Source organism: Yersinia sp. 2542 StPb PI (assembly GCF_048593855.1).
GTDB classification, from domain to species: Bacteria; Pseudomonadota; Gammaproteobacteria; order Enterobacterales; family Enterobacteriaceae; genus Yersinia; species Yersinia enterocolitica_E.
The window spans coordinates 16555-31739 of the sequence record NZ_JAZGQA010000029.1; the positions used below are offsets into that span (position 1 = coordinate 16555).

Genomic DNA, 15185 nt, shown 5'->3' on the forward strand with positions numbered 1-15185 from the left:
TGTTATGAGCAATATGATCGATCAGGACCGCATCAACCGCGTGCTATGGGGCGTATGTGACACTTTCCGTGGCACCATCAGCCCTGATACTTACAAAGATTTCATTCTTACTATGCTGTTTTTGAAGTATATCTCGGATGTCTGGCAGGATCACTATGATGGCTACAAAGCCCAATATGGCGATGAACCGGAGCTGATTGAAGAGATGATGAAGAACGAACGCTTTGTTCTACCTAAAGATGCTAGCTTTTATGCTCTTTATAAGCGTCGAAGTGAGGCGGGTAACGGTGAACGTATCGATGTAGCTCTACACGCAATTGAAGAAGCTAATGGCACTAAGCTGAAAGATGGTAGTAAGAGCGTGTTCCAGGAAATTTCATTTAATACCAATAAGCTTGGTGATGAAAAGCAAAAGAATCTGATCTTGAAGCAGTTACTCGAAGATTTTACTCATCCAGAGCTGAATTTGAAACCAAGCCGTGTTGGTGGCTTGGATGTAATTGGTAACGCTTATGAATATTTGATCGGCAAGTTTGCTGCGAACAGCGGCCAGAAAGCCGGAGAGTACTATACGCCACCCGAAGTGTCAGATCTGCTCGCGGCGTTGCTTGACCCACAGCCAGGGGAATCTATCTGTGACCCAACCTGTGGCTCTGCTTCACTATTGATGAAGTGTGGTAAGTGGGTTGCTGAGAAATACCATAGTAAGAATTACGAGCTTTATGGGCAGGAAGCGATTGGTTCAACTTGGTCGCTGGCTAAAATGAACATGTTCCTGCACGGGGAAGATAACCACAAAATCGAGTGGGGTGACACGATCCGCAACCCCAAGCTACTCGATAAAAATGCCAACCTGATGCTGTTTGATGTGGTCACCGCCAACCCACCTTTTTCACTGGAAAAGTGGGGAATTGATGACGTTTCTGACGACCAGTTCAGTCGTTTTCGTCGTGGCCTGCCGCCTAAAACCAAGGGCGATTATGCGTTTATCTTGCATATGATCGAAACCATGAAGCCGAAAACCGGACGTATGGGTGTGGTGGTTCCCCATGGCGTGTTGTTCCGTGGCTCCAGCGAAGGAAAAATTCGGCAGAAGTTGATAGACGAAAATCTTCTCGATGCGGTGATTGGTTTGCCAGAAAAGTTGTTTTTCGGTACAGGTATACCTGCGGCAATCCTGATATTTAAAAAGAGTAAAGTCGACGATAACGTGTTGTTTATCGATGCCAGCCGTGATTTTAAGTCGGGTAAAAACCAGAACCAGCTAACTCCTGAAAATATTACCAAAATCGTTAAAACCTACCGTGAAGGTGATAACGTCGAAAAATATGCTTATCTTGCTAGCCTGCAGGAGATCCGTGATAACGACTACAACTTGAATATCTCACGTTATGTTGATGTTTTCGAAGAAGAAGAAGAAATTGATCTGATGGCGGTTCGCGCCGAACGTCAGCAACTGCAAGTACAGATGGCAGAGCTGGAAATGGAGATGGTGAAGTATCTTGAGGAGTTGGGTTATGGTGCCTGAAGGGTGGCAATTAAGTACAATTGAAAAAATCGCTACAGTCTCTTCAGGGGGAACGCCAAGTCGTAGAAATGCGTCCTATTGGAATGGTAATATTCCTTGGGTTACTACAGCTGAAGTCCAATTTAAAACGATTTTTGATACTGCAGAGAAGATAACAGTAGACGGATTAAATAACTCATCAGCAAAGCTATTTCCCAAAAATACCATTCTTATGGCAATGTATGGGCAAGGTAAAACCCGAGGACAAGTTGCAAAGCTAGGGATAGAGGCAACAACTAATCAGGCATGTGCAGCAATTCTTCTGAAGGAAGGATATGAAATTGATTATTACTATCAATTCCTGATAAGCCAGTATGAGCATATCCGAGAAATGTCTAATAGTGGTAGTCAAGAAAATCTAAGTGCTGGAATAGTAAAATCAATTCAGGTTCCAGTCCCCCCTCTTTTTGAGCAAAAAAAAATCGCCCAAATTCTTTCTACTTGGGATAAGGCTATTGCAACCGCTGAGAAACTGCTAGCTAACCGTCAGCAGCAAAAAAAAGCCCTGATGCAAAAAATACTCACTGGCAGGGATCGCTTTTCAGGGTTTACTGAAAAATGGAAGCACCATGAGTTGTCAGATATAGCTATGGTTCAAATGGGCTCCTCGCCAAAATCTGGGGCATACAATGAGAATGGATATGGACTTCCGCTGATCCAAGGTAATGCTGATATAAAAAGTAGAAGATCCGCCCCACGTATTTTTACAACCGAAATCACCAAGGAGTGTGATGTTGGGGATATTTTGTTGAGCGTCAGGGCACCAGTTGGAACTGTAGCATTATCCAGCCATAAGGCATGCATAGGGAGGGGCATTTCTGCTATCAGGGCGACGATGGGATTCAGCCAAGACTTTCTTTATCAGTGGTTTCTATGGTTTGAACCACGATGGGGTGCATTGTCCCAAGGTAGTACATTTGAATCTATAAATAGCGATGATATTAAACAACTAAAAATTAAATTACCGAGCTTGGATGAACAAAAAAAGATCGCTTTAATTCTTTCCAATGCAGACCAAGAAATTGAATTACTACAGCAAAAACTCAACCACCTAAAACAAGAAAAAAAAGCCCTAATGCAGCAACTGCTTACCGGTAAATGCCGGGTAAAGGTGGAGGCCGCATGACTGATAAACACTTACCTCACCCCCCGGCAGGTGAATTCCTGCTGTTTCAAAGCGAAGATGGCCGTGCACGCGTTGAGTGTCGCTTTCAGTCAGATACGCTTTGGCTCACTCAGGCATCCATGGCTGAGCTATATGATAAGGATGTTCGTACCATCAACGAGCACCTGATCAACATCTTTTCAGAAGGCGAACTTGGTCAAAATTCAACTATCCGGAAATTCCGGATAGTTCGCCAGGAAGGAAAACGTCAGGTTTCCAGAGAGATAGAGCACTACAGCCTCGAAGCCATACTGGCTGTTGGCTATCGTGTCCGCTCAGTCCGGGGGACTCAATTCCGCCAGTGGGCCACGCAAACCCTACAGGAATATCTGATTAAAGGGTTTGTGATGGATGACGAGCGGCTGAAGAATCCGCCCGTTGGCTCTTCTGTGGTGCCCGACTACTTTGACGAGATGCTGGAACGTATCCGAGATATTCGTGCCAGCGAGCGGCGCGTCTATCTGCGTGTGCGGGAGATTTTCGCGCTGGCTGCTGATTATCAGCCGACTCTGAAAGAGACCACCCTCTTCTTTCAAACCATCCAGAACAAACTGCACTTTGCCTGCACTGGGCGTACAGCCGCTGAGCTGATCCACCAGCGGGTAGATGCCAGCCAGCCTCATATGGGGCTCACCAGCTATAAAGGCAATGACGTGCGAAAAGGCGATGTCACGGTTGCTAAGAATTACCTGACCCAAAAAGAGGTCAGTGAGCTGAACCGTGTAGTGAATATGTGGCTGGACTATGCCGAAGATCAGGCGCTGCGACGTCAGCAGGTTTTTTTGCAGGACTGGCAGGAGAAGCTGGATCAATTCCTGCAGTTCAACGACCGCAATGTGCTACAGGGCGCTGGCACTGTCAGTAAGAAAATGGCAGATGAAAAAGCTCAGGGTGAATATGCACGATTTGCGGAGCAGCGGCGTTTGTTAAAAGAGGCCGAGGGTGAAAAGGATATTACCGAGCTACTGCACTGGAAAGCCGATAAAGATAAGGGAACATCATGAGCATGCAAATCGCGCCAAAATTCCAGGAAGAGTACAGCGCCAAGCTTCCGGCGCTGGCTCTTTTGAGTAATTTAGGCTGGACCTATATTTCACCTCAGCAAGCCTTGTCTGCGCGAGCAGGCAAGGTAGATCAGGTGGTCCTAAACCAGATTTTGCGTGAACAGTTAGCCAAGAGGACGTTTATCTTTGCCGGTAAAGAGCATGCCATTTCTGAAAAAGCGATTGATAGCCTGGTGGCGGAGATTAACAGTCCGGCATTAAATCAGGGTTTGATTACCGCCAATGAGCACTTGTACAACCACCTGTTGTACGGCATTTCAGTGACGGAGTTTATCGATGGCAAACGGGCGAACCCAACAATCTCGTTGATCGACTGGAACAACCCGCATAACAACAGCTTTGTTTTCACCGAAGAGTTCAGCGTGACACGCGCTAACGGCATTGAGGCACGCAGGCCCGATATTGTCTGCTTTGTGAATGGTATTCCGCTGGTCGTTATCGAGGCTAAGCGCCCGGACGGCAATGCTAAAAAAGGGCCGACTATTGACGAGGGGATCTCTCAAAGTCTGCGAAACCAGCGTCATGATGAAATTCCACGACTGTTTGCCTACAGCCAGATCTTACTGTCGATAAACGGCCATGATGGACGTTACGGGACTTGCGGAACACCGACTAAGTTTTGGGCGACATGGCGGGAAGAAGATATCTCCGATCTGGAGATGCTTGCCGTCAAAAACCGCAAGCTCACAGCACAGCAGATGGAGTCAATCTTCAGCCATCGTCCGGTTGCCTGCCTGGAATGGTATCAAAATCTGACAACAACGGGCGATTTGGCTATAACGGGCCAGGACCAGCTGCTTATCAGTCTGCTTTTACCTGAACGTCTACTGGATATGGCTCGTTTCTTCACGCTGTTTGATAAGAAAGCCGGTAAGGTCATTGCCCGATATCAGCAGGTATTCAGTATCAAACGGCTGCTACAGCGTATCGAAACGAAGAACCCTGATGGCAGCCGCAACGGTGGGGTCATCTGGCATACCACAGGTTCGGGTAAATCACTGACGATGGTTTTCCTGAGCAAAGCGCTGATTCTGAGTGAAACGCTCAAGCAGTGTCGCATCGTCGTGGTGACCGATCGTGTCGATTTGGAAAACCAGCTCAGTCGCACCTTTATCTCAACCGGGGAACTGGCCGGTAAAAGGGATAAAACCGATGCCATCGCCACCTCTGGCAGACGTCTGGCCGAACAGATTGGCAAGGGTACTGAGCGCATTCTCTTCTCGTTGATTCAGAAATTTAACACGGCCACCCGCCTGCCCGAGTGCGTGAATACCAGCCCCGATATTATTGTGCTGATTGATGAAGGCCACCGCAGTCACGGCGGTGAGAGTCATCAACGTATGAAGCTAGCTCTACCCAACGCAGCCTTTGTTGCTTTCACTGGTACGCCGTTGCTGAAAGATGATAAGACCACGAATAAATTTGGTCCCATCGTTCATGCTTACACCATGCAGCGTGCGGTGGAGGACAAGACCGTAACCCCGCTTCTTTACGAGGAGCGCCCGCCCGAGCTGAACGTTAATGAACGAGCGATAGATAGCTGGTTTGACCGTATCACCGAGGGATTAACGGATAAACAGAAAGCCGATTTAAAGCGCAAGTTTGCTAATAAAGGGCAGGTTTATAATGCTGACGATCGCATCCACCTTATTGCACTGGATATCGCCAACCATTTTGTCAAAAACATCGATGATGGCTTGAAAGGGCAACTCGCCTGTGACAGTAAAGCAGCAGCAATCAAATACAAAAAGTATCTTGATGAAGCCGGGCTGTTTGAGTCTGCCGTGGTGATCAGTTCGCCTGACACGCGTGAGGGGAATACCGAGGTGGATGAATCTGGTATCCCTGATGTGACCAAATGGTGGAAAGATAACGTCGGCTCTCAGGATGAGCAGGTTTATACGCGCAATGTCATCGAACGTTTTGATAAAGATGATTCGCTGAAGCTACTGATTGTGGTCGATAAGTTACTTACCGGCTTTGATGAACCCAAAAATGCCGTGCTTTACATCGATAAGCCGCTTAAAGGGCATAACCTGATTCAGGCAATAGCCCGCGTTAACCGCCTTCATCCTAAGAAGAAATTTGGTCTGTTAATCGATTATAGGGGCATCCTCAAAGAGCTGGATACCACCATTGAGGATTATCAGAAGCTGGCATCCCGCACGCAGGGCGGATTTGATATTGATGACTTGGTGGGGCTGTACGGCCAGATGAGTACGGAGTACAAGCGCCTTCCCCAGCTGTATAAAAATTTGTGGGCGATTTTCGCTGGTGTAAAAAATAAAAACGATATTGAGCAGCTCCGTCAGGTGCTGGTGCCGCGCACGGAAGAAAAGTACGGCGAAATGGTTGATGTTCATCTTAAAGTTCGTGAAGATTTTTATGAGGCACTCACGCAATTTGCCAGCTGCCTGAAAGTGGCGTTGCAGTCGGCAACCTTCTTTGAGGATAAGAGTTTCAGCGAAGAGGATCGCCAGCACTATAAAGAGACGCTGAGGCAATTTACCAGCTTGCGCCAGCTGGTGAAGCAGGATGCCGGTGAGACGGTAGATTATGATCAGTACACGGAACAGGTTAAAAAGCTGCTGGATAAACATGTTGTTGGCGTAGAAGTCCGCGAGCCTGATGGAGTGTATGAAGTCAGCAAAATGGGACAGCGGCCCGAAGAGTGGAGCGAGGATAAAACCCGCAACGAAACGGATATTATCAAAACCCGCGTAACCCGCATGATTGAGCAGGATTTACGTGATGATCCTTATGCCCAGGAAGCCTTCTCGAAGTTACTGCGTCTGGCTATTGAAGAGGCGGAAAAACTGTTTGATCACCCTCTCAAGCAGTACATGCTATTTCGTGAGTTTGAGGAACAAGTACAGGATCGGCGGTTGAACGAAATACCCGACGTGTTTGCTGGTAATCACCATGCGCAGGCTTACTTCGGAGTGTACAAAAAAGTGCTGCCGGAGGTTTTTGCCGTTACCGATTCTCAGGTTATCGATAAATGGGTGAAGCTTGCTTTTGAAGTAGACCAGGCTGTTGATATCTCTGTGGCTGAGAACTCGATCAATCCGCAAAATATCGAGGCTGATATCCGCAAGAAGCTTCTACCGATGATGTTTAAAGAGTGTAAGGCAATTGGTGGCGGGATGGATCAGGCGAAAAAAATTGTGGAAATGATTGTCCAGATTACCCGTGTAGGGCTGAGCGGAGTGTAAATCGTGGACAAAAGAGTAATGAGCTTCATTTACGGTGATGAACGCATTACCTTCGAGCGTAAGCCCCGACCGTTGGTGAATGGGCGCATTCTGATAAAAATTCACCCTGACTGCCGGGTTGTGGTATCCGCGCCGCAGGATACCGATGACCAACAGATTCTGAATGCTGTTGAAAAGCGTGGGCGCTGGATCTATCAGCAGCTGAGGGATTTCCGTAAGCAGCTGGAATATATCACGCCACGACAGTATATCAGCGGTGAGAGCCACTATTACCTAGGCAAACAGTACATGCTTAAGGTGATAGTGGCTCCCTCTGACGCTCAGGGTGTAAAAATGTTGCGTGGCAAGCTGGAAGTCACCTTACGTCATAAGAGCGCTGAAAAGGTTCTGAAGTTGCTGACTGACTGGTATAAGGCTCGTGCCCGCGAAGTCTTCGCCAAAAGGCTGAGCGCTATGCTGGAGCAAGCGTTATGGGTCAGTGACTCACCGCCATTGCGCATTCTTACCATGCAGACTCAGTGGGGAAGTTGTTCCCCCAATGGGAGGGTGACTCTGAATCCCAACCTGGTGAAAGCCCCCCGGGAGTGCATCGATTACGTTATCTTGCATGAGCTTTGCCATCTGGCCGAGCATAACCATAGCGAACGCTTCTACCGGCTCATGGGGCAGGTAATGCCGGAGTGGGAAAAGACCAAGAAGCGATTGGATGGGATGGCGGGGATGATAATGACAAGCTTAACATAATGGCGTGCGATGCTTCTGTCCTGCAGCATCCATCGCTTGAGGGAGGAGAATATGGAAAAAATCATATGTGCTCTGTGTAATACCGCAGTCGAAGTGACGGTGCTGTCCAGTCATTTGCTAACCAATCATGGCTGGAAGATGGCACCTCATCTTGCTAAGCCGGTAGCTGAGGCACCGCTTATTGCCCGTCAAACCTGCAAATGTCCAGTATGTAACGTTTCTCTCAAAGACGCGAAAAGATTAGAAAAACATATAAATAAAGCCCATTCAGACAAACGAAGCTCTTCTCCCATCAGTAGTAATCCTTCAAAGAAAAACAGTATAACGACGATTTCCTATCAATGGGCGATAACTCAACCGCTAGATAAAAAATACTCCGCCGTAGTAGAGAAATTCGTTGCCGATAAAACGTTATCTGAAGTTGAAAAAGAAATAGTGACCATCGTGAATGGCTATGATGCGGCTGATACTTCAAGACAGAGTTTGATGTTAGGGCGGCTTATTCTGCTTGCTCATGCTAAGAAAAGAATCGCTGCAAAAAGCAAATCCAGCAAAAACAAGAAAGTATCGGCAAAGGGTAAAAAAACCAAAAGTGCCAAATCACGAGACATTATGGACCAATACATTGGCGGGCGCAGGATTGTTGTCTCCGGCGGTTTACCTTCCTTGGGGAAAAGGTGATGAGGTTAATTCACTGATAATTATTACTTTTAAATTTAACTACGAGCATCCAGCCAGAAAATCAGGCATGAAGGAAGGCACATGACCGCGAGCAACGAACTGATCCTCAGGCCAATAAGCGACCTGATGAAACAGCATTTTTTCATCCCCTCTTATCAACGGGGCTATCGCTGGACACAAAGGCAGGTTACAGACCTGCTAGATGATATCGCTGAATTCCAGAAAAACAGCGAGTCAAGTTCACGTAAAGCCTTCTACTGCCTCCAACCCGTTGTGGTCAAAAAATGTGGTAAGGAATGGGAGCTAGTCGATGGCCAGCAGCGCCTGACAACCATCTGCATTATCCTTCTTTATCTGAAGGATATTGCCGCTATGCTTGGACATTCCGGATACTCTCTGCGCTACGAAACCCGCCCTGAGAGTGCAAGTTTCCTTAGCAATATTAATAGCGATCACGCAGATGATAATATTGATTTTTATCATATGAACCAGGCTAGAGAAGCAATAGACGCATGGTTCCGTTCACGACCACCTGTCTATAAGTTCAGCTTTTTGCAGACTCTGCTGAATGATGATGAGGCCGGTAAAAATGTAAAAGTAATCTGGTATCAGCTAAGCGATCAGGCAAACGTGACTGAGGTCTTTTCTCGGCTTAATCGTGGAAAAATCCCGCTAACCAACGCAGAGCTGGTTAAAGCACTGCTGCTCAATGCCGGAAATTTCAGCCAGACCGAACTCAGCGTTCGCTTTAACCAGCTCAGAATTGCGCAGGAGTGGGATGAAACGGAGCGCCGCCTTCAGCAGGAAGACTTCTGGTATTTCATCAGTAACCATACCCGTGAGAGTAACCGCATAGAGTTTATACTTGGCCTGGTTGCAGATTCATTAAAGTCGGATATTTCCCGTCAGGACCCACACTACATCTTCCTGTCGTTCGCCCATTACCTGGAGGAAATGCATCAGGACCCAGAGCGCATAGAAAAAGTGTGGCTACTTATTAAACAGCGCTTTATGTTGCTGGATGAGTGGTACCGCGGGCGCGTAACTTATCACCTTGTCGGTTATCTCATTAGTAACAGTGAGAGCGTCATTCCTCAGCTCATCAGCGAATCTGAAAGCTGTGAAACAAAGTCGGGATTCATTACTGGTCTGAAACAAAGGATCCTGCGTTTCGCCCTGCCGGGGATCGCAGGCTCGTTAAGTAGGGGACGAGCCGAGCGCAGCACCCAGATTGACGCCACACTCTCCGCTCTGACCTATCCTGAGCGGTCGCTACGCCCCGTGCTTCTGCTTTTTAACATTGCCATTTTGCTGGTCAACAAAAAATCCTCTACCCGTTTCCCATTCCGGCATTACAAACTCGACGCCTGGGACATTGAGCACATTACTTCAGTCAGCTCGCAAATGCCGGAAAATATCAGCGGACAGAAGGCCTGGACGGAAGTGATGCGAGAGCATTTCCGGCCTTTCGATATAGCGGAAGAGGAGCCAGACACTGCCCGGTCAGCAAAGCATCTACTCTTTGATCGTGCGGAGGCGTTGCTTCAGGAGGAGCCCTTTGACAGTGAAAAATTTGAAGCCTATTTCAGCGATGTCCTGAATGAGTACAGTCAGATGCCGCTACAGGACAGGGATGACAGCATTGGAAACCTTACGCTTCTGGATCAGTCAACTAACAGAAGCTATCGCAACGCCATCTTTCCGGTGAAGCGCAATCGCATTATTGAAGCGGACAAAGCGTCAACTTTTGTCCCTCCCGGTACACGAAACGTATTTCTTAAATACTACAGCAGTAACGTCCATGAAATGACTTTCTGGAGTAGCCAGGATCAGGATAGCTACCGGCGTGCAATTACAGACGCCCTGACCGTATTTTTTGATGGAGCAATGTATGCAGCAAGGTAAAGTCATTACATTCGCCAGTTTATTCAGCGAAGTCAGCAACGTTGAGATCCCCATCATACAGCGTGACTATGCTCAGGGGCGAGAGGACGTATGGGAAATTCGCGATCAGTTTCTCCTGTCGATCAATCAGGCGTTAACAGCTCCTGTTGGCGCACTACCGCTTGATCTCGATTTTATTTATGGGAACCTCAGCACTGAGGAGCGTCCCACCCTTTCGGTCCTCGATGGTCAGCAGCGCCTTACGACTCTCTTCTTGCTTCACTGGTATCTAGCAAACAAAGAGGCGAAATATGCTGATTTCAGTGAGCGATTCACTCATTTGGGCAAATCCCGCTTCACATATCAGACCCGCACCGCCGCAACGGAGTTTTTCCATGCGCTGGTGCGGCCCGACAACAGTGGTCTACAGTTTGCAGAGAATGCCCCTGACCTTAGGGATCAGATAACGGACAGCCGCTGGTTTTATCACTCCTGGCTTCAGGACCCTACGGTTTCAGCCTGCTTGACGATGCTGAATGCGATCCAGTCATGCTTCGGTCACGTGCCCGGTGAATTTTATGCCAAACTGTGCAGTTCTGACTCCCATCCAGTGGTATTTCAGTATCTGAACCTGTCCTCATTTGGACTTTCTGACGATCTCTATATCAAAATGAATTCGCGGGGAAAATCCCTTACCGATTTCGAAAATTTCAAAGCCTGGCTCTCAGGCAGAATGAGCCAGCAGCCCGGTGCTGTGACTTTTGGTGAGAAAATCGATCAGGCCTGGACTGATATGTTCTGGAACCTGAGCAAAAAAAGGACCGAAAGCTTTGATACCCTCTTTCTGCGCTTTTTTAAGCGGATGGCGTTTCTTCTTGAATGCAGTCAGTCATCTGAACCTGCATATCTTTTGGCAAACCTAAATGCGACCTGGTTCAACGCCCTGAGAAGCACTCGTGAAGGTTTTAGTTCCTCAGAATTCGAAGCGAGGGATACCTTCAACCCCAGGAACATCCAGATCCTCTCAACCATACTGGATTTTCTTTGCTCTTCGCACGCAACCCGTGAGCACCGTAGCCTGTTGATGGAATTTCTGACGGGCTCTGACTTACTCGGAGCATGTCGTTTTTATGCACTTTGTGCATTTATTACTGCCAAGAGATCGTCCATCGATGCCCGCTTCGCTGAGCAGCACGCTCAATGGAGCCGTGTCACCGATAACTTTCTTTACACCATGCGTATTGACAGTAATCAAGTTGCAGTGGGGATTATTCGTTCGCTTGATGAATTGGCCCCCTATGCTGACGACATTTACTGCTGTCTTCGTACAGTTGAAGTTCGACTGGGTTTTAACGAGCAGTGGGATGAAGAAGTCCTTAAAGCAAAGCTGATTACTCTGGATAGTGAATGGGAGACTGCCTTAGTTCGGGCAGAATCTCATCCTCATCTCAAAGGTCGCATAAGGGGGCTGCTCAAGGGGGCTAAAACTGCTGATAATAGCGGTTACGATCTTACCCGATTTATATCTCTGACAGAGAAAACCTATTGGGTGCTTAACGAACAGGTTCTGCATAACTACGAGCACTTACTTGAACGTGCGCTGCTTTCACTGGGAGACTATCTGATATGGCAGAAAGGACAACGGTACACCTTTTGCCTTCCTTCACATCAGTCTTGGCGTGAGCGTAATGAGAACTGGCTGAGGGTGACAGAGAAAAGCGTGTTTGTTGAGCTGCTGGATAAGCTGAATAAAAAAGAAGATATATCAAATACGCTCCGAGAAATTATTCAGGAATCAAACCCAGGCGGCTGGCGAGAACTAATCGTGAAAGACCCTGAGACTATTCGCTACTGTTCGGAAAGGATTATCGACAAATTAGATAACCAAGTGTATCTGCTAAGTAAGACAAACCTTCGCGGCTATTTCAGGGAGCTGCACAGCTGGGTGCTCTCGAAAAGGTTGTTGGCCCTTCTCCGCAGAGAGGATGGAAACACGCCTTTCACTGCCGTGACCTATCACTCAGTCTATGGTGATGCATGGCCATGTATAGAGCTTACGGTAAGTGAAGAGGAAACGTTCTTTATCGCGCATGAGAACGGAGCCTGGTTTGACTGCCACAATGTGGATGAAGAAGGTGAGCCACTCCCCCTGCCGCCCTTCTTTAAATCACTGGTAGATACGCTGATGCATGAAGCGGATATCACCACTCGAGCGCCTTGTTGATCACCAATAGCTAATTGAACGCCATCATTCTGCTACTCACGTCGAGCCCTGTCGCTGATCGCGATGGGGCTTTTTGTATTAAGGAGCCGAGATGACCTATTTCAAGTAGTTTCCTGCGCGACTGCTCAACGAAACCTAAATGCAGTGCCATCATGCATATGAACGACTGAAAACAACGGGAAAAACTTCATGAACTTAACCTTATCCCCGGCAGTCACTGAACTGCCATTAAGTACGCAGCGTACAATCAAACGCGCCCTATTCTTGCTGGAGACTCATCTGCGTGAACCGGGAACCTCATTCACTTCACTCGGTACCGTCAGCGATTGGCTGCGATTGCGAATGGCGAGGCTGGAGCGTGAAGTGTTTATGGTGCTCTGGCTCGACAATCAACACAGGCTATTGGCCCACGAAACGTTGTTCACCGGCAGTATCAACAGCACCGAAGTCCACCCGCGTGAAATCGTGAAGGCGGCACTGAAGCACAATGCTGCTGCGGTGCTTCTGGCGCATTGCCATCCCTCCGGCCACGCTGAGCCCAGTGTCGCTGACCGGCAAATTACCGGCAAGATTAAAGACGCACTGGCACTGGTTGAGGTCAGGATATTGGATCACTGTATTGTCGGTGGCATGACGGTGTATTCGTTTGCTGAACACGGCTTGTTATAGGGGCGATATGATGCGATCAATCATTACCCCTGCATGGGGACTTAAACGCAACTTTACTCCGCAGTTTGGTGCCCGCCTGGTACAGGAAGGCGACCGGCTGCATTTTCTGGCTGACCGTGCCGATATCAGCGGGAAATTCAGCGACGCGAAGGTACGTGATTTAAATAACGCCTTCCCGCAGTTTATCAAACACCTGGAACTGATGCTGCTCTCCGGTGAGCTCAACCCTCGCCACCAGCACTGTGTCACGTTGTATCGCAATGGCTTGACCTGTGAGGCCGATAGCCTGGGATCACACGGTTATGTGTATCTCGCCAATTATCCTACTCCCCAATCAACTGCATAAATCTTCGCCTTTTATATCTATCGATCATCTAGCTAACTACGAGATAACCCACATGCAGACCTTACCTGTCACTCCTAAACGGGCGGCTTATGCTTGCCCATCACCCGTTGTTGTCTGGCAATCCATGCTCACGTATCTGCTGGAACAGCATTACGGATTGGCGCTTAACGATACCGAGTTCAGTGATGACGCGGTGATCCACGAACATATTGATGCCGGTATCTCTCTGGCTGATGCGTTGAATTTCACGGTGGAAAAGTTCGACCTGGTTCGCATCGATCGCCGGAGGTTCTCCTGCCAGGGACAATCTCCCTTCATCACGGCTATCGATATTCTCCGTGCCCGTCGAGCCACCGGCCTGATGACCCGTCTGGGTTATCAGACCATCACCTCAGTTATCCGGGGCGAAAAGCAGACATGAGCCTGTCCGGATTACTGCTGGCATGCTGATTACCCGTCCACCCAGATTGGCAGATTTTGTTTTTTTGAGGGCAAGTTCGCATTCGATAGGCAATAAAGCTATTAGCCATCTAGGTTTTGCGAAACGCTTTCCACAATATCTGTCCTGAGCTTTATCCCCTTTTTATCTGTTGCATAATGCGTCTAACTGACTTGGCAGGCGTGTTTGCTTTTATGTAAGGATTACGATGATGCAAACTGAACCCGAAGTAATGGTTGATCATAGCGAGGTGATTTGTTCGACTAGCGTAGCGCGAATCGTTGCTGGTCGCGATAGTGCTCTGATACGGATAGAGCAGCTAATCCATCAGCTCAGTGACATTTCTTCACTTACGTCTTCAATTGGTGGGGGGACTGCTGGCGAGTGGGCGATGAGACAGGGAAGCCGCTATGACTGCTGGTTAATGGAAGTACCAGATAAAGCTATGGAGTTGATCACCCGAAATATCGATCGCAGTATTTGGCGTGATCTGATGATGAAATCTGGCATGCTAGCTCTCATGGATGCTGAAGCTCGCGAGCAGTGGTATAAAAATTTGGAAGAGGGCGACCTACCAGCTATCAATGAAGACAATATCCTCAGCACTTTTGAACAGCTACATCTGAATAAACAGGATGTATTTGAGCGCGGTGTTATCAATGTTTTCAGGGGACTATCATGGGAATATAAAACAAACAGTCCCTGTATGTTCGGCAAAAAAATCATTGTTAACAATCTGGTCACGCATAACCGTTGGGGGTTCAGCTTAAGTTGGGGCTGGCTGCGGGACCAGTTAGTTGATTTGGAGCGAATGTTGTATCTGTTGGATGGTAAGCCCGTTCCTGACAATCGTGGGGATATCTCTGTGCGGTTAATGGAGTATATCCGAGATAACCCTCGTCAACAGAGTTACGAGGATGAGCAGTTTGGTATCCGCTATTTTCAAAAAGGTACCGCGCATGTAATTTTCAAACGCTTGGATCTGGTGGATAAAATGAACGATATCGTGGCGAAGCACTATCCAGGGATGTTAGCTCGAGAAGAGTGTGCCCTCTATTCATTTTGAAGCGATAAGTGAGCCTGTTTACTGCATCAAAAATGGAGTAAACTCTGCAATATCCATGAGTCATTTATTGCCTGTTTTTTATACAAAAAGAAGCAAGCAAAAGCATTTGGGGGTTCTTATG

At 47.8% G+C, this 15185-nt stretch carries 12 protein-coding genes; all 12 read left to right on the plus strand.

The window, feature by feature from the left end:
* Nucleotides 1-4 precede the first annotated feature (4 nt).
* On the plus strand, nucleotides 5-1528 hold the full coding sequence (locus V1952_RS05980) for a type I restriction-modification system subunit M (protein WP_420074454.1): 1524 nt from the start codon (nucleotides 5-7) through the stop codon (nucleotides 1526-1528).
* Nucleotides 1518-2693 carry a restriction endonuclease subunit S gene (locus V1952_RS05985; protein ID WP_050880308.1) on the plus strand — a complete coding sequence of 392 codons (1176 nt, stop codon included), beginning with the start codon at nucleotides 1518-1520 and terminating at the stop codon, nucleotides 2691-2693. Before V1952_RS05980 ends, V1952_RS05985 begins: the two co-directional genes overlap by 11 nt.
* Entirely contained in the window at nucleotides 2690-3736 is a 1047-nt protein-coding gene (locus tag V1952_RS05990) for a virulence RhuM family protein (RefSeq protein ID WP_050880307.1), read from the plus strand. Before V1952_RS05985 ends, V1952_RS05990 begins: the two co-directional genes overlap by 4 nt.
* Nucleotides 3733-7011 carry a type I restriction endonuclease subunit R gene (locus V1952_RS05995; protein WP_420074455.1) on the plus strand — a complete coding sequence of 1093 codons (3279 nt, stop codon included), beginning with the start codon at nucleotides 3733-3735 and terminating at the stop codon, nucleotides 7009-7011. The genes V1952_RS05990 and V1952_RS05995 overlap by 4 nt, the downstream gene beginning before the upstream one ends.
* Before the next feature lie 18 nt (nucleotides 7012-7029).
* Nucleotides 7030-7755: a M48 family metallopeptidase gene (locus V1952_RS06000; RefSeq protein ID WP_420074456.1), complete on the plus strand. Its 726-nt coding sequence runs from the start codon at nucleotides 7030-7032 to the stop codon at nucleotides 7753-7755.
* Nucleotides 7756-7806: 51 nt separating this feature from the next.
* The gene (locus V1952_RS06005; RefSeq protein ID WP_050146009.1) at nucleotides 7807-8436 is read left to right on the plus strand and encodes a hypothetical protein; all 630 of its coding nucleotides are present in this window, start codon (nucleotides 7807-7809) and stop codon (nucleotides 8434-8436) included.
* A gap of 81 nt (nucleotides 8437-8517) precedes the next feature.
* Nucleotides 8518-10341 (plus strand): GmrSD restriction endonuclease domain-containing protein, encoded by a 1824-nt coding sequence (locus tag V1952_RS06010; protein ID WP_420074457.1) that lies wholly within the window; start codon nucleotides 8518-8520, stop codon nucleotides 10339-10341.
* On the plus strand, nucleotides 10328-12544 hold the full coding sequence (locus tag V1952_RS06015; RefSeq protein WP_420074458.1) for a DUF262 domain-containing protein: 2217 nt from the start codon (nucleotides 10328-10330) through the stop codon (nucleotides 12542-12544). Before V1952_RS06010 ends, V1952_RS06015 begins: the two co-directional genes overlap by 14 nt.
* A gap of 189 nt (nucleotides 12545-12733) precedes the next feature.
* The gene (radC, locus tag V1952_RS06020) at nucleotides 12734-13213 is read left to right on the plus strand and encodes a RadC family protein (RefSeq protein ID WP_049600079.1); all 480 of its coding nucleotides are present in this window, start codon (nucleotides 12734-12736) and stop codon (nucleotides 13211-13213) included.
* A gap of 10 nt (nucleotides 13214-13223) precedes the next feature.
* The gene (locus tag V1952_RS06025) at nucleotides 13224-13559 is read left to right on the plus strand and encodes a type IV toxin-antitoxin system YeeU family antitoxin (protein WP_420074459.1); all 336 of its coding nucleotides are present in this window, start codon (nucleotides 13224-13226) and stop codon (nucleotides 13557-13559) included.
* Nucleotides 13560-13611: 52 nt separating this feature from the next.
* The gene (locus tag V1952_RS06030) at nucleotides 13612-13980 is read left to right on the plus strand and encodes a TA system toxin CbtA family protein (RefSeq protein ID WP_050146015.1); all 369 of its coding nucleotides are present in this window, start codon (nucleotides 13612-13614) and stop codon (nucleotides 13978-13980) included.
* 229 nt (nucleotides 13981-14209) lie between these two features.
* Complete coding sequence (locus V1952_RS06035; RefSeq protein WP_420074460.1) at nucleotides 14210-15064, plus strand: DUF4942 domain-containing protein; 855 nt, start codon at nucleotides 14210-14212, stop codon at nucleotides 15062-15064.
* The last annotated feature ends 121 nt before the right edge of the window (nucleotides 15065-15185 follow it).